The 13,728-nt window shown below is 73.0% G+C and carries 17 protein-coding genes and 1 tRNA gene; 9 read left to right on the top strand and 9 right to left on the bottom strand.

Going from position 1 to position 13,728, the window contains the following annotated elements; all coding sequences use genetic code 11:
• The 3 genes from VK640_12885 to VK640_12875 form a co-directional block, all read right to left on the bottom strand.
• Positions 1 to 181: hypothetical protein (locus tag VK640_12885; GenBank protein ID HTE74078.1), on the bottom strand; the 181-nt coding region annotated here is incomplete at its 3' end.
• Positions 178 to 846 (bottom strand): helix-turn-helix domain-containing protein, encoded by a 669-nt coding sequence (locus VK640_12880; protein ID HTE74077.1) that lies wholly within the window; start codon positions 844 to 846, stop codon positions 178 to 180. The genes VK640_12885 and VK640_12880, both read right to left, overlap by 4 nt.
• 14 nt (positions 847 to 860) lie before the next feature.
• Entirely contained in the window at positions 861 to 1,442 is a 582-nt protein-coding gene (locus VK640_12875) for an SRPBCC family protein (protein ID HTE74076.1), read from the bottom strand.
• Positions 1,443 to 1,797: 355 nt separating this feature from the next.
• Between VK640_12875 and VK640_12870 the strand changes: the two genes are divergently transcribed.
• On the top strand, positions 1,798 to 2,097 hold the full coding sequence (locus tag VK640_12870; protein ID HTE74075.1) for a hypothetical protein: 300 nt from the start codon (positions 1,798 to 1,800) through the stop codon (positions 2,095 to 2,097).
• On the opposite strand, the gene VK640_12865 is transcribed toward VK640_12870, so the two are convergent.
• Together VK640_12865 and VK640_12860 are read right to left on the bottom strand one after the other, a co-directional pair.
• A tRNA-Arg gene (locus tag VK640_12865) sits at positions 2,068 to 2,143 on the bottom strand. The two genes, VK640_12870 and VK640_12865, sit on opposite strands and share 30 nt — an antisense overlap.
• A gap of 88 nt (positions 2,144 to 2,231) precedes the next feature.
• Positions 2,232 to 2,366, bottom strand: coding sequence for a hypothetical protein (locus VK640_12860; GenBank protein HTE74074.1), 135 nt, complete (start codon positions 2,364 to 2,366; stop codon positions 2,232 to 2,234).
• Positions 2,367 to 2,737: 371 nt separating this feature from the next.
• Here VK640_12860 and VK640_12855 point away from each other — a divergent pair, with 371 nt between their 5' ends.
• From VK640_12855 to VK640_12825, 7 genes are all read left to right on the top strand, one after another.
• A complete protein-coding gene (locus VK640_12855) occupies positions 2,738 to 4,570 on the top strand; it encodes a phosphoenolpyruvate carboxykinase (GTP) (protein HTE74073.1) in 1,833 nt (610 codons plus the stop codon).
• Between the two features lie 395 nt (positions 4,571 to 4,965).
• A complete protein-coding gene (locus tag VK640_12850) occupies positions 4,966 to 5,721 on the top strand; it encodes a sulfite exporter TauE/SafE family protein (GenBank protein HTE74072.1) in 756 nt (251 codons plus the stop codon).
• On the top strand, positions 5,718 to 6,752 hold the full coding sequence (locus VK640_12845) for an amidohydrolase family protein (GenBank protein ID HTE74071.1): 1,035 nt from the start codon (positions 5,718 to 5,720) through the stop codon (positions 6,750 to 6,752). Before VK640_12850 ends, VK640_12845 begins: the two co-directional genes overlap by 4 nt.
• A 7-nt stretch (positions 6,753 to 6,759) precedes the next feature.
• Positions 6,760 to 7,233, top strand: a complete 474-nt coding sequence (locus VK640_12840; GenBank protein HTE74070.1) for a (2Fe-2S)-binding protein — start codon at positions 6,760 to 6,762, stop codon at positions 7,231 to 7,233.
• Positions 7,230 to 9,326: a molybdopterin cofactor-binding domain-containing protein gene (locus VK640_12835; GenBank protein HTE74069.1), complete on the top strand. Its 2,097-nt coding sequence runs from the start codon at positions 7,230 to 7,232 to the stop codon at positions 9,324 to 9,326. Before VK640_12840 ends, VK640_12835 begins: the two co-directional genes overlap by 4 nt.
• Before the next feature lie 42 nt (positions 9,327 to 9,368).
• Complete coding sequence (locus tag VK640_12830) at positions 9,369 to 10,004, top strand: carboxymuconolactone decarboxylase (protein HTE74068.1); 636 nt, start codon at positions 9,369 to 9,371, stop codon at positions 10,002 to 10,004.
• A gap of 147 nt (positions 10,005 to 10,151) precedes the next feature.
• Entirely contained in the window at positions 10,152 to 10,820 is a 669-nt protein-coding gene (locus VK640_12825) for a flavin reductase family protein (GenBank protein ID HTE74067.1), read from the top strand.
• 32 nt (positions 10,821 to 10,852) lie between these two features.
• Here VK640_12825 and VK640_12820 read toward each other — a convergent pair whose 3' ends face one another.
• Both VK640_12820 and VK640_12815 read right to left on the bottom strand, forming a co-directional pair.
• A complete protein-coding gene (locus VK640_12820) occupies positions 10,853 to 11,431 on the bottom strand; it encodes a 1-acyl-sn-glycerol-3-phosphate acyltransferase (GenBank protein HTE74066.1) in 579 nt (192 codons plus the stop codon).
• 75 nt (positions 11,432 to 11,506) lie between these two features.
• Positions 11,507 to 11,878, bottom strand: coding sequence for a hypothetical protein (locus tag VK640_12815; protein ID HTE74065.1), 372 nt, complete (start codon positions 11,876 to 11,878; stop codon positions 11,507 to 11,509).
• 119 nt (positions 11,879 to 11,997) lie between these two features.
• On the opposite strand from VK640_12815, the gene VK640_12810 reads away from it, so the two are divergent.
• On the top strand, positions 11,998 to 12,366 hold the full coding sequence (locus VK640_12810) for a YrdB family protein (GenBank protein HTE74064.1): 369 nt from the start codon (positions 11,998 to 12,000) through the stop codon (positions 12,364 to 12,366).
• A gap of 2 nt (positions 12,367 to 12,368) precedes the next feature.
• Here VK640_12810 and VK640_12805 read toward each other — a convergent pair whose 3' ends face one another.
• Together VK640_12805 and VK640_12800 are read right to left on the bottom strand one after the other, a co-directional pair.
• Positions 12,369 to 12,755 (bottom strand): cupin domain-containing protein, encoded by a 387-nt coding sequence (locus VK640_12805; GenBank protein ID HTE74063.1) that lies wholly within the window; start codon positions 12,753 to 12,755, stop codon positions 12,369 to 12,371.
• 27 nt (positions 12,756 to 12,782) lie between these two features.
• The coding region (locus VK640_12800) for a 2-oxo acid dehydrogenase subunit E2 (protein ID HTE74062.1) at positions 12,783 to 13,728 on the bottom strand (946 nt) is incomplete at its 5' end.

The following is a 13,728-nucleotide window of genomic DNA, read 5'->3' as shown; positions in this document are numbered from 1 at the left end:
GGTCCGGACGGTCCGGGTCCACACCGAGCTGGCGGACCCGCACCAGGGCCCGGGTCAGCGTCAGGTCGCCCAGCGTGATCGCGGTGAGGGCGGCCCAGACCGCCTCCGGTGGCGCGGCGATCCGGCGCTGGTGCACCTCCTGCACGTCGAAGACGGGGAGATGGGCGTCCAGCCGGGTCACCGCGACCTCCGGGTCGGAGTCGCCTTCGGCGAGGTCGGCGTCGCGGGCGAGGACGGCGCCGGCGCCGACGCCGACAGGTCCGCCTCGAGGGCGGCCCGGGACGCGACCCGGACCAGCTCGCGCATCGGGCCCAGGTCGCGGCCGGGCCGCCGGTGCCGCACCGCGGTGTAGGGGATGCCGAACACCGCGAAGACGACGCGCTCGACGGCCGGCCGGCTGGCCCGGCCGTAGAGCTCGCGGGCCAGCTGCGCGGCCAGCGCCTCGGCGGGCGCGTTGAGGTCGTCCAGCTCGTCGACGAGGTCGGCGGTCAGCCCCTCGCTCGACCGCAGCTCCTCGCGGCTGGCCATCGCGAGCAGGCGGGCGTCCTCCGGGTGCTGCGCCGCGAAGTCGATCGTTGCCAGGGCCACCGTCATCGCCCGGTCCAGGCCCGGCTCCGACCGCTCGGCCGCCGCGAGGAGGAACTCGTGGAACTCGCGGATCGTGCGGATCCAGAGCTGGGCCACCATCGCCGACCGGGACGGGAAGCGGTGGTAGAGCGAGCCGACCGGTGCGCCGCTGCGGGCGCTGACCGCCGCCGTTGTCACGCCACGAGGTCCCTCCGCGAGCAGCAGGTCACGCACGGCCGAGAGGATCTGCTCGTCGGAGTAGGTGCGGCGGCGCGCCATCAGGTCCTCGTCGCTCAGGCGCCGGGGCGCCGAGGGTCGTCGGCCAGCGCCGGGCGTCGGTTCTCCAGGCGGGTCACGGCGGCCCGCGACCTGGGCCGGCCCACGAAGGGGGACGTCGCCCGGCGCAGCAGCCGGACGTACGACGACCAGCTCGGCCGCGGCGCACCGAGGCCGTGGCCGACGTCCTGCGCCTTGGCCAGCGCGTCCTCGATCAGGGCGTCGTGCAGGGGCCGCCAGAAGAGCCGCCACGTCACGGTCATCGGGAACCGCGGCTCGAGGTCGGTCAGGTGCCAGAGCACGCAGCTGGCGGTGCCGGTTCCCTGCACCACGAACTGGTGGTGGCCGAGCAGCCCGCGCGGCCGGCCGAGGAACTCGAACGTCACGCTGCGTCCCGGCTCGTGGCTCACGACGCGGTAGCGGACCGGACCGTGCCCGCCGCGGCCGCCGGGCGTGACTCCCGGGAGATCGAAGTGCATCGCGGGCCACCGCTCGTGCGGCCACAGCCGGTCGCCCCGCCCGGCCAGGGTGTCGACGAGCTGACCGACCTCGTCGGCCGAGGCGGCGACCTCGCGGCGGTGGACGTTGAACACGGTCATGACGATGGCCCCAGTCGAATTAATGCAACTGCGCTAGACCGTATGCTCTAATTGCGGTGTGCGCAAGTGCCTGGACAGCCGTAGGGTGCGGATATTCTAGAAGACGTGCTCTACCAGGGGGATACCGCCGGACCGTCGGCCGCACCGATCCCCGCCGCGGCGGCTTGGGCCTGGGTGTTCGGCGTTGGCAGCTGGTGCGCGGCCGTCGGCTGGGACTGGCCGGCGGGGCACGGTCGCGCGCCGCTATCGCCGACCGTATGCGCGCTGGCGACCCGTCCATCGCGCGGGCGTTGTGGGTCACGGGGCTGCTGAAGATCGCCCTCGGCGTGGCCATGGTGGTCGCCTGGCGCACCGGGTGGGGGCCCGGCCCGGCTCGTGGCTGCTGCGGGCCATCGCGCTGGGGCTGTGCGGGTGGGGTCTGGCCGAGGGCGCCGTCGCCCTCGCCGTGCTGCTGGGGCTCGTGGACCCGCCGGAGGGTTGGCGCAACGGCTCGGTGGCCGTCTGGTACGCCGCGCTGTGGGGGCCGTTCTGGACGATCGGCGGACTGCTCTACCGGCGGGCCGCGGCGGCGCTCGGAGACCAGCCGGCCGGCCATGCGTCGACCTCGCCGGCCCCTCGTCGTGCCTGGCGCGCCCGAAGGGATTCGAACCCCTAACCTTCTGATCCGTAGTCAGATGCTCTATCCGTTGAGCTACGGGCGCACGGCTGAAACGGCCGGGGCAACTGTACAAGACCGGTGCGTCCCGGCCGAATTGCCGATCAGTCGCTCCGGTCGGCGTCGACCCCCGCTCAGTCGGGCGTCTCGTCGCTGCTGACCTGGACGTCGGGCTTCTTCACGTCGACGTCGGCCTCGCCACCGAAGTAGAAGAAGGCCCCGACCGCGACGGCGGCCAGGACGAGGATCGCCACCAGCAGACCGGTCACGGCACTGCCGGCGTCGCCGAGGCGACGGACGTGGGCTGGGGCGGGGGACTGAGCAGGTCGCATCGGGGTCGCTCCGCGTCGATCGGGGACAGGTCCTGGGCCGCCTCGGATTCCCACCGGGCCGCCATGGGTGAGGTACCCCACATCACCAGGGCCAATCGGCCCTACAGCCGACCGGTGTGAGCGGCGTAGTCTCCGCCACGGGAGGCGTCATGACAAGCGTTCAGGCAGATCCGTCTCACGACCCCACTGCCGCTGGGCGTGGCACACGGGTTACCGTGAGCAACCCCGCGACCGGGTCAGCCGGCGAGTCAGCCGGCGACGGCGGCACACCGGGGCTGCGGCCACCACGCGAAGGGACTGCACCGGCGATGACGGCACCCACGATCGACTCCCCCACGACCCACCGACGGCTCAACGACTGGGTGGCCGAGGTCGCCGAGCTGACCCAGCCGGACCAGGTCGTCTGGTGCGACGGCTCCGACGACGAGTGGGCGCGCCTCACCCAGGAACTGGTCGACGCCGGGACGTTGATCAAGCTCGACGAGTCGATCAAGCCAAACTCGTTCCTGGCCCGCACCGACCCCGGCGACGTGGCCCGGGTCGAGGAGCGCACCTTCATCTGCTCGGTGGACGAGGCCGACGCCGGCCCGACGAACAACTGGGTCGACCCGAGCGAGATGAAGGCCACGATGACCGACCGCTACCGCGGCTCGATGCGCGGTCGCACGATGTACGTCATCCCGTTCTGCATGGGGCCGCTCGAGGCCGACGACCCGATGTTCGGCGTCGAGATCACCGACAGCGCCTACGTCGTGTGCTCGATGCGGATCATGGCCCGGATGGGCAGCGCGGTGCTGGACCGGATGGGCGACGACGCGACGTACGTGCCCTGCCTGCACTCGGTGGGCGCCCCCCTCGAGCCGGGCCAGGCCGACGTGCCGTGGCCGTGCAACGAGGAGAAGTTCATCACCCAGTTCCCCGAGGAGCGGATGATCTGGAGCTACGGCTCCGGCTACGGCGGCAACTCCCTGCTCGGCAAGAAGTGCTACTCGCTGCGCATCGCCTCGGCGATGGCGCGCGACGAGGGCTGGCTCGCCGAGCACATGCTGATCCTCAAGCTCACCTCGCCGGAACAGCAGGTCTACTACGTCGCGGCGGCGTTCCCCAGCGCATGCGGCAAGACCAACCTCGCGATGCTCGAGCCGACCATCGAGGGCTGGAAGGTCGAGACGCTCGGCGACGACATCGCCTGGATGCGGTTCGGTGAGGACGGCCGGCTGTACGCCCTCAACCCGGAGTTCGGGCTCTTCGGGGTGGCACCCGGCACGGGATGGGACACCAACCCCAACGCGATGCGCACCATCGCCAAGGGCAACTCGCTTTTCACCAACGTCGCACTGACCGACGACGGCGACATCTGGTGGGAGGGCATGACCGACACCCCGCCCGCGCACCTGACCGACTGGAAGGGCCGCGACTGGACGCCAGAAATGGCTGCGGAAGAGCCGCCTGTGCCTTCCTCGCACCCCAACTCGCGCTTCTGCACGCCGATCACGCAGTGCCCGATCATCGCGCCGGAGTACGACGACCCGAAGGGCGTGCCGATCTCGGCGATCCTCTTCGGCGGCCGCCGCAAGACGACGATCCCGCTGGTCTACGAGGCCCGCGACTGGGTGCACGGCGTCTTCATGGGCGCGACGCTCTCGTCCGAGACCACCGCCGCGGCCAAGGGCGAGGTCGGCGTGGTGCGCCGCGACCCGATGGCGATGCTGCCCTTCATCGGCTACAACGCCGGCGACTACTTCGGCCACTGGGTGTCGGTCGGCAAGGAGGCCGACGCCTCCAAGCTGCCGAAGATCTTCTACGTCAACTGGTTCCGCCGCGACGAGGACGGCGGCTTCCTGTGGCCGGGCTACGGGGAGAACGGCCGGGTGCTCAAGTGGGTCATCGAGCGCATCGAGGGCCGGGCCGCCGCCGACGAGACCCCGATCGGCCACGTGCCGACGCCGGAGTCGCTCGACGTCTCCGGGCTGGACATGACGCCGGAGGCCTTGGAGGCGGCGCTGCGCGTCGACGTCGACGAGTGGCGGGCCGAGGTGCCGCAGATCCAGGAGTGGTTCGAGAAGATCGGCACCGACAAGGTCCCGGCCATGCTCATGACCGAGCTGGACGGCTTGCGGGCACGTCTCGGCGACGGCTGACCGGCCGGGTCGACGAGGAAGGCCGACGTCGGACAGGTCCGACGCCGGCCTTCATGGAACGAGCTCAGGACCTCAAGGGCCCTCGGGCTCTACGGAGGAGCGCTGGGGGGTGGTCACGCGGCCTCCTTCCAGTTGCCTGGAGTCGGAAAGTCCACGGTAGACCCGGAGTGTGCGGCCTGGTCAAGGACTGCGCGTGGGCCGTCTCAGCAGGCGGCGGCGACCGCTTGCGGCGCAATCGATTGCTGGTGCCCTCGAGTGGCCGGCTCCCGCGTGATAACCACCTCCCGGGCCCCCAGTCTTGACACCCTGACTGCGAACGATTGTAGTTGCCGCATGCCGCAGTGCCTGGTGCCCGGACGCAGGGCGGTCACAGGCGCCTCGCGGCTGCGGGCGGCGTGACCGGTGGCAGCGGCTCCGACCTGCTGGTCATCGTCGCGGCGATCGCCTTCGGCGCCTTCGTCAAGGGGGCGACCGGGGGCGGCCTGCCGCAGTTGGCGATCCCGGTCATGGCCGCGTTCGTGGGCGTCGAGCCGGCGGTCGTCGTGATGGCGATCCCCGGCGTGGTCGCCAACGGCTGGCTGGTCTGGACGCACCGGGAGGAGGCGCAACACACCCGCGACCTCCCGGTGATGCTGGTCGGTGGCGCCTTCGGTGCCGTCATCGGGACGCTGGCCCTCGATAACGCGGACGCCCGGGTGCTGTCCGGGATCCTTGCCGCGATCATCGTCGGCTACGTGGTCCTGTCCTTCGCCCGCCCTGGCTTCCACCTGCCGCCGCGGGTGACCCGGGTCGCGTCCCCTCCGGTGGGCGTCGCCGCCGGCGGCCTGCAGGGGGCGACCGGCATCTCCGGCCCGCTGCTGTCGACCTACCTGCACGGCTTCGGCCTGCGGCCGCGTGCCTACGTCTTCGCCCTGGCGACGCTCTTCTTCGGGTTCGCCCTGGTGCAGACCGTGTCACTGGTCGCCGTGGGCCTGTACACGCCGAACCGGCTGGCCCAGAGCCTGCTCGCGCTGATCCCGATCGCCGTCGCGCTGCCGCTCGGCACCTGGGCCGCGCGCAAGGTGTCGGTCGCGACGTTCAACCGGGTGGTCCTGGTGCTGCTGCTTGCTTCGGCGATCGCCCTCGCGCACCAGGCGGTGACCGACGGATGACCGACCACCGCGAGCCCGCCGACCGGCTGCCGACCATCGACGTGCACGCGCACTGCGTGCCGGTCGACGTCATGGACACCCTGCGCGCCGACGGCGGCCGCTACGGCATCGAGGTGGCCGACCGGGACGGCCGGTCTGCCGTGCTGATCGCCGGACGGGTGCAGACCCGGCCGATGTTCCCCGCGCTCATGGACCTGCCGCGCCGGCTCGCCGCCATGGACGTGGCCGGGGTCGACGTGCAGGTCCTGTCCAGCTGGATCGACCTGACGGCGTACGCCCTCGAGCCGGACGCCGGCGCACGCTATGCGCGGATGTTCAACGAGGCGCTGGTCGCGACGGCGGCCACGGCGCCAGACCGCTTCCGCACCCTGGCCACCGTGCCGCTGCAGGCGCCGGACCCCGCCGCCCATGAGCTGCGGCACGCCGTCTCGTCACTGGGGATGGACGGCGTCGAGATCGCGACCACCGTCGACGGCCGCGAGCTCGACGACCCGGACATGGCGCCCTTCTGGTCCGCGGCCGAGGAGCTGCGCGCCCTCGTCGTGGTGCACCCCTACGCGTCGCTGGCCGGGCGTGACGTGTCGCGCTACAACCTGAACAACCTGGTGGGCAACCCGGCCGAGACGACGATCGCGACCGCCCACCTGGTGCACGGCGGCGTGCTCGAGCGGCATCCCGGCCTGCGCGTCGTGCTGGTGCACGGCGGCGGCTTCGTGCCGTACCAGATGGGGCGGTGGGACCGCGGCTACTCGGCCGCCGCCGACGGCGCCGAGGAGCACCTGACCCGGCCGCCGAGCGACTGGCTGCGGCAGCTGTGGTTCGACACGGTCCTGCACTCGCCGGCGTCGCTGCGCTTCCTCGTCGAGGCCGTGGGCATCGGTCAGGTCGTGCTGGGCAGCGACTACCCGTTCCGGATGGGCGACCCGGACCCGGTGGCGACGGTGCGCGCAGTGCCCGGGCTCGAGGGCGACGACCTGGCCCGGGTGCTGTCAGGGAACCTCACGACCCTGCTTGAGGAGGTACGGCGGTGACGACGTCGTGACGGACTCCCCCGCGGCCACCGTGTCCTTGACCGTCAACGGGTCGGCGACGACGGTCACCGGCGACCCGGGCACCCCGCTGCTGCACGTGCTGCGGAACGAGCTGGGAATGGCGGGCCCACGCTACGGCTGCGGCGTGGGGCTGTGCGGCGCTTGCTTCGTGCTGCTCGACGGGGCTGCCGCACCGGCGTGCGACACACCGCTCTGGTCGGTCGAGGGCAGGACCGTGGTGACCGTCGAGGGGCTCGCCGAGGGTGAGGACCTGCACCCGCTGCAGCAGGCGTTCCTGGACGAGCAGGCGGCGCAGTGCGCGTTCTGCGTGTCGGGCGTGCTGGTCTCCGCCGCGGCACTGCTGGCGGAGAAGCCCACGCCCTCCGAGGGCGAGGTCGTCGAGGCTTTGGACCGCAACCTCTGCCGCTGCGGCGTTCAGCGACGGATGATCCGGGCCGTCCTGCGGGCGGCGGAGCAGTGACCGCCCGGCTCGGGGCCGCGGACCCCGACCGTCCCGCTCCGCAGGCGCCCGACGCCACCACGCCCAAGGACGTCGCCGCCAACCCGCGGCTCTCGACCTGGGTGCGCGTCGACGGCGACGGCTGCGTGCACGTGCAGGGCGGCAAGGTCGAGCTCGGCCAGGGCATCCTGACCGCGCTGACCCAGCTCGCCGCCGACGAGCTCGACCTGCCGGTCGACCGGGTGCGCGTCCACGGGGCCACCACTGCCGGCGGGCCGGACGAGGGTCCGACCGCCGGCAGCATGTCGGTCGCCGACTCCGGCGCGGCGGTCCGCGCGGCCTGCGCCCACCTGCGCCGGCTTCTCGACACCGCGGCCGCCGATGGCGTGCCGGCAGCCGAGGTCGACCTCGACGTCGACATCGATGTGTCGCTGCCTGCCAGGAAGCCGGCAGAGGGCGGCCTCACCGGCATCTCCGTCCCGCGGGTGGACCTGCCGGACAAGGTGCGCGGGCGCGCCCGGTTCATCCAGGACCTGGTCTTGCCCGGGCAGCTGTGGGGGCAGGTGGTCCGGCCACCCTCGCCGGCGGCTCGGCTCGCCTCGCTGGACACCGCCGGCGTCGAGGCGCTGCCCGGTGTGGTGGCGGTCGTGCATGACGGGTCGTTCCTCGGCGTCGTGTGCGCCGACGAGCGCCGGGCAGACGTGGCTGCCGAGTCCCTGCGGGCCGCTGCCGCGTGGGAGGAGAACGCGACGCTGCCCGGCCCAGCCGACCTGACGACGTACCTGCGCGACGGGCCGGTCACCACCTTCGACGTGGACGTCTCCGGGGAGCCGGACGACGTGGCACCGCAGGTGCGCAAGCTGGCGGCGACCTACACCCGGCCGTTCCTGGCGCACGCGTCGATGTCGCCGAGCTGCGGCCTGGCCCGGTGGTCCGACGACGGCACCGCCGTGCACGTGTGGAGCCACAGCCAGAACGTCTTCGGGCTGCGCCGCGCGGTCGCCGCCGCGCTCGGCGTCGCGCCGGACACGGTGCAGGTCGAGCATGCCGAGGGGGCGGGGGCCTATGGCCACAACGGTGCGGACGACGCGGCCTTCGACGCGGTGCTGCTCGCGCGCGCGGTGCCCGGCCGGCCGGTGCATGTGCGGTGGCGGCGCGCCGACGAGCTGTCGTGGTCGCCGTTCGGCTCGGCGATGGCGGTGGACATCGGCGTCTGCCTGTCGTCCGAGGGCCGGATGGTGTGCTGGGAGTCCGACGTCTGGAGCCAGGGCCACACGTCGCGACCGGGCTACGCCGGCTCCCCCGGGCTGCTGGCGGGTGCGCACGTCGAGGGCGGTGCGCCGCTGCCCGACCCGGTCGACCCGCCACCGGAGCGCGGCGCCGGCAGCACCCGAAACGCGATCCCCGGCTACCGCGTGCCGGTGCGGCGGATCCGCGGGCACCGGCGGCAGGACGCCGCGCTGCGCACGTCGTCGCTGCGGACGCTCGGCGCCTACGGCAACGTCTTCGCGATCGAGTCGATGGTCGACGAGGCGGCCGACTGCGCGGGTGCAGACCCGCTCGACTTCCGGCTGGCGCACCTGGACGACGACCGGGCCCGCGCGGTGCTGCAGGCCGTCGCCGACCACGTCGGCTGGGCGGGCCGACCGCGCGAGGGGGACGTCGGCTGGGGGCTTGGCTACGCGCGCTACAAGGCGAAGGGTGCCTACTGCGCCGTCGTCGCCGAGGTCGAGGCGGTCAGCGACATCCGGGTGCGCCGGCTGACTCTGGCCGTCGACGTCGGCCGAGTCGTCAACCCGGACGGCGTGCGCAGCCAGATCGAGGGCGGCGCGGTGCAGTCGACCTCGTGGACGCTCAAGGAGCAGGTGACCTTCGACCGCACCCGCATCACCAGCGTGGACTGGGAGACTTACCCGATCCTGCGCTTCAGCGAGACGCCCGAGGTCGAGGTGCTGTTGCTCGACCGGCCCGAGCTGCCGTCGGTCGGCTCAGGCGAGGCGGCCCAGGGCCCGACGGCCGGCGCGATCGCCAACGCGGTCGCCGCCGCGGTCGGCGTCCGGGTCCGTGACCTGCCCATCACCCCCGAACGTGTCGTCGCCGCCATGGAGGCGTGACGGAGGCGAGACCCCAGCATGACCCGAGCAGAGGAGATCGTCATGACCCAGCGCATCAGCTACGTGCCCGTCGAGTCGATGGACGAGCGCATGCAGGACGAGATGCAGCGCTGCGCCCGGGAAGGCACGCCACGACCGGAGTCGTCGGCGGTCCGGGCGCACGCACCCAACGCCTTCTGGGCCTTCGCCGACTCGTGGAAGGCCATCTTTCACGAGGGGGTGTGCGACCACGCGATCAAGGACCTCTGCCGCGTGTACGTCTCGCGCACCGTGAAGTGCGAGTTCTGCGGCAACCAGCGGTCGATCAAGGCCACGACGGCCGGCCTGCTCGAGCAGCAGTACGACGAGCTGCTCAACTTTGAGTCGTCGGACCGCTACGACGACCGGCAGAAGGCTGCCCTCGCCTACACCGAGGCGATCGTCTGGCGGCTCGACACAGACGACGCGTTCTGGGAGCGGGTGCACGCGCACTTCACCGAGCCGGAGCTGGTCGAGCTGGGCTGCTTCGTGGCACTGACCTTCGGCCAGCAGAGCTGGATCCGGATGCTCGGCATCGAGCACCACCAGGTGCTGCCCGGGACGGCAGCCTCGATGGCACCTGGCTTCGAGGACGCCGAGACCCTGGCTGCCAGCAAGTCCGCCGAGGACTACTGGGCGGCCGGCTCGCCGCGGAGCTGATCACCATGGCGTGATCAATGCACCCAGGCCGCGGCGGATACGGTGCGGTCCGGGTGCACTTGCCGCGGTCCGGTGCCGGTCGGGGCCGCTGAACGCCGTGTCCGATCGCCGCCAGAAGTACGTCGCCGACACCGGCATCCTCGACACATGCACTCGGTCGTCCCGCTCAAGGTCCTCTACTTCGGCACCCCGGTCGTCCTGATCAGCTCGCGCAACCCGGACGGCACGACCAACGTCGCTCCGATGTCGTCGGCGTGGTGGCTCGGCCAGAGCGCGATGGTCGGCATGGCCGACGCCTCGCGGACGACGCAGAACATGCTGCGGGAGCGCGAGTGCGTGCTGAACCTCGTCCCGTCCTCGCTCGCCCACGCCGTCGACGCGCTGGCCCTGACGACCGGCGCCGAGCAGGTCGTGCCGCGCAAGGCCCGGATGGGCTACCGGCACGTGGCGGACAAGTTCGCCGTCGCCGGGCTGACCGCGCAGCCGGCCGACCTGGTCCGGCCGGACCGGGTGCGGGAGTGCCCGGTGCAGCTCGAGTGCCAGGTCACGGCGGCGCACGCCTTCGGAGCACCCGACGTCGAGGCGACCGCCTTCGAGCTCGAGGTGGTGCGCGTCCACCTGGAGGAGGCGCTGCGGGTGCCGGGCACCGACCACGTGGACCCCGACGTGTGGGACCCGCTGGTCATGAAGTTCTGCGACCTCTTCGGTGACGCACGCCCCGTGCGTACGTCGCGGCTGGCGGAGGCGTGGGAGATCCCCGGCCGGCGGCTGGAGCCGGTCGATCGCGACGAGCCGGCACAGGACTCGGCGGCCTGAGGGGGCAACGCAGGCGCCTCGGACGGGGACCGCTAGGCCGGCGGGATCCTCGGGCCCTCGTCCCGCAGCCGCGGCTCGGTCCGCATCTCGGGGTGGATCCCGCGCTTGTCTGCGTAGAAGGCGCGGACCCGGTCCATGTCCGTGGCGACGTCGCCGGTCGTCGCGAAGGTCGGGCCGAAGCCCATCGTGCGCGAGGGCCCGTCGATGAAGCCGAGCGAGATCGGCAGGCCGGTCTGCTGCGCCATCCGGTAGAAGCCCGACTTCCAGTGCTCGCCCTTGCCGCGCGTGCCCTCGGCCGCGAGCACCAGCAGGAATCGGTCGTCGCCTTCCGCTGCGGCCAGCAGCGCCCGCACGGTCTCGCCGGGGCTGCTCCGGTCGAGCGGGATGCCTCCGGTGACGCGGAGCAGCGGCGCGAGCGGCCCCCGGAAGAGCTCGCGCTTGATCAGCACCCGCGCCTGGACGCCTTGGCTCCAGGTCAGCAGCAGCATCGCCACCCAGTCCCAGTTGGAGGTGTGCGGGGCGCCGACCAGGATGCCGGTGCGCGGCACCTCGCCGACCGTCCGCCACCGGGCCAGCCGGAGGACAGTCCGGGCGAAGGCCCTGCGCAGCATGGTCGTCCTCACGTCGTCGGCGGTCGCGGCCCGCCGGGGCGGATGTCCGACCCTACGCGGGAGTCGCCGGCCTGCTCAGTCGAGGAACCACCGCATGGCAGCCACACCGACCGGGGAGACGTACGCCGCGAAGCCGCTCACGGCGAGGGCCAGCGCGACCGGCCCCGGCCACCACGAACGCGCCGCAGCTCCCAGCCGGCCGGCTGTGACTGCGGCGACGGCCACCGCGACCAGCGGCAGCAGGAAGATCGAGGCCAGGGCCGGCCAGCCCAGCCACGCGGGTCCACCCGCGGTCGGCTGGCCTGCCCGTGCCAGGTAGGGCACCAGGACGCCGCCGACGAAGACCAGGTCGGTGAGCACGATCCAGCCGAGCAGCCGCACGTCGGCCCAGGTCGCCCGTCGGGGTGGAACCTGGGAGTCGGTCGTCAGGACGGTGCCGACGGTCACGGTGACGCATCCAGCGCGACGACTGCCACGATGAGCAGCGTGATCACCACGAGGCGAGCGTGACAGGGCGCGGGCCCGGCGTCCAGGGGTCGCGAGGCGCTCCACCACCGGAGCTCCCGGTGTGGCAGCTCGTGCTGCGGTTCGTCCTCGAGCTCGCGGCTCTCGTGGCGTGGGGGCTGGCCGGCTGGGAGCTCACCGGCGACGCGCTGGGCGGCTGGCTGCGCTGGCCGGTCGCGCTGGTCCTGGTCTCGGCGGCCGCCGGCGCGTGGGGCACCTTCCGGGTCGAGGGCGACTCCGGCGGTGACAACGAGGCACCCGTCCGGGTGCCCGGCGCCGTCCGTCTCGCCGTGGAGCTCGTGGTACTTCTCGGCGGCGCGGTCGCCGTCACATGGGCGGGAGTGACGGCCTTCGGCGTCGTGCTCGGCGTGCTCGTCGTCATCCATTACGCGACGACCATGCGGCGCACGACCTGGCTCCTCGCGCAGTAGGCCTAGTCCTCGGCGGCTGCGTCCGGGCCGTCGACGTTGACGGTCGGCGCTCCGGTCCCGGCCCGGGCGATGACCGCCCGGCTGACGACGGCACCCGGGTTGCTCTCGCGGTGCACGACGCCGGCCGGCACGTGCACGAAGTCGCCCGGACCGGCCTCCACCGCGAACCGCCCGCCAGTGCCGAACTCCAGCCGCATCGCGCCCGCGACGACGTAGAGGCTCGACTCGTGGCCGCCGTGGTGGTGCCAGCCGGACCGGACGCCGGGCTCGGTGTCCACGACGCCGGCCCACAGCCCGGGCGCCTCGAACGCCTTGCGTCGCGCCATGCCCGGCGTCGGGTCGGCGGGTTCGAGGTCGTCAGGTCGTACGACGCGCAGGTGCTCGGTCATGCCTGCCACGATGCCACTGCCCGCGCCTCAGGCCAGGATGCGCGCCGGGTGCTCCAGCAGGCCGGTCAGCGCGGCCAGCCACCGGGCGCCGACGACACCGTCGACCGGCCGGTGGTCCACCGACAGGGTCAGCCGCATCACGGTCGCCACCTCGAGCCGCCCGTCGACGGCCACCGGCTCCTGGCGCGCGGCGCCGACCGCGAGGATCGCGGCCTGCGGCGGGTTGATGATCGCGGCGAACTCCTCGGTGCCGTGCATCCCGAGGTTGGTCACGCTGATCGACCCGCCCTCGAGCTCGTGCTGGCGCAGCTGCCCGGACCGGGCCCGCTCGGCCAGGTCGCGGGTCGTCCGCGCGACGGTCGTGATCGTCATGTCCTCGACCGACCGCAGCACCGGCGTCACCAGCCCGTTGTCCGTGGCCACCGCGACGGCCACGTCGACAGCGTCGTACTGGCGCACCGAGTCCGGTCCCCACGTGACGTTCAGCTCCGGCACGGCGACGTGCGCCCGGGCGACCGCCTTGACCACGAGGTCGTTGACCGAGACGCGCGTCTCGGCGCCGTCGTTGAGCTCGGCGCGCAGCGCGAGCAGCCGGTCCACCGGCACGGTCGCGCGCAGGTAGAAGTGCGGCGCGGTCGTCTTGCTCTCGGTGAGCCGCTCGGCGACCAGCCGGCGCAGCTTGGTGTGCGGTACGTCGCGCCACGCCGCCGGGTCTCGCAACCCCGCCGCAGGGCCGGTCGCTCCGGCCGCCGCCGCCGGCCGCGTCTCGGCAGCAGCAGTGCCAGTGCCGGCCTTCGCCGCCTGTTCGACGTCGCGACGGACGATGCGCCCATGCGGACCCGTCCCGGCGATCTGCTCGACCGCGAGACCGGCCTCCTTGGCCAACCGGCGAGCGAGCGGGCTGGCGAAGACCCGCCCGGACCGGTGGCCGTTCGCCGTCTCAGCCGGCTGATCCTGAGACGAGGCGCCGCTC

The sequence above is a fragment of the Actinomycetes bacterium genome, from assembly GCA_035489715.1.
GTDB lineage: Bacteria > Actinomycetota > Actinomycetes > JACCUZ01 > JACCUZ01 > DATHAP01.
The sequence above is the reverse complement of the archived record's forward strand: the minus strand, read 5'-3'. Positions and strand labels throughout refer to the sequence as shown.

Excerpts from the sequence above, each read along its gene's own strand:
- VK640_12805 (HTE74063.1), bottom strand. The coding sequence starts at position 12,755 with ATGACCGAGCACCTGCGCGTCGTACGACCTGACGACCTCGAACCCGCC.
- VK640_12830 (HTE74068.1), top strand. The coding sequence starts at position 9,369 with ATGACCCAGCGCATCAGCTACGTGCCCGTCGAGTCGATGGACGAGCGC.
- VK640_12825 (HTE74067.1), top strand. The coding sequence starts at position 10,152 with ATGCACTCGGTCGTCCCGCTCAAGGTCCTCTACTTCGGCACCCCGGTC.
- VK640_12820 (HTE74066.1), bottom strand. The coding sequence starts at position 11,431 with ATGCTGCGCAGGGCCTTCGCCCGGACTGTCCTCCGGCTGGCCCGGTGG.
- VK640_12845 (HTE74071.1), top strand. The coding sequence starts at position 5,718 with ATGACCGACCACCGCGAGCCCGCCGACCGGCTGCCGACCATCGACGTG.
- VK640_12875 (HTE74076.1), bottom strand. The coding sequence starts at position 1,442 with ATGACCGTGTTCAACGTCCACCGCCGCGAGGTCGCCGCCTCGGCCGAC.
- VK640_12880 (HTE74077.1), bottom strand. The coding sequence starts at position 846 with ATGGCGCGCCGCCGCACCTACTCCGACGAGCAGATCCTCTCGGCCGTG.
- VK640_12855 (HTE74073.1), top strand. The coding sequence starts at position 2,738 with ATGACGGCACCCACGATCGACTCCCCCACGACCCACCGACGGCTCAAC.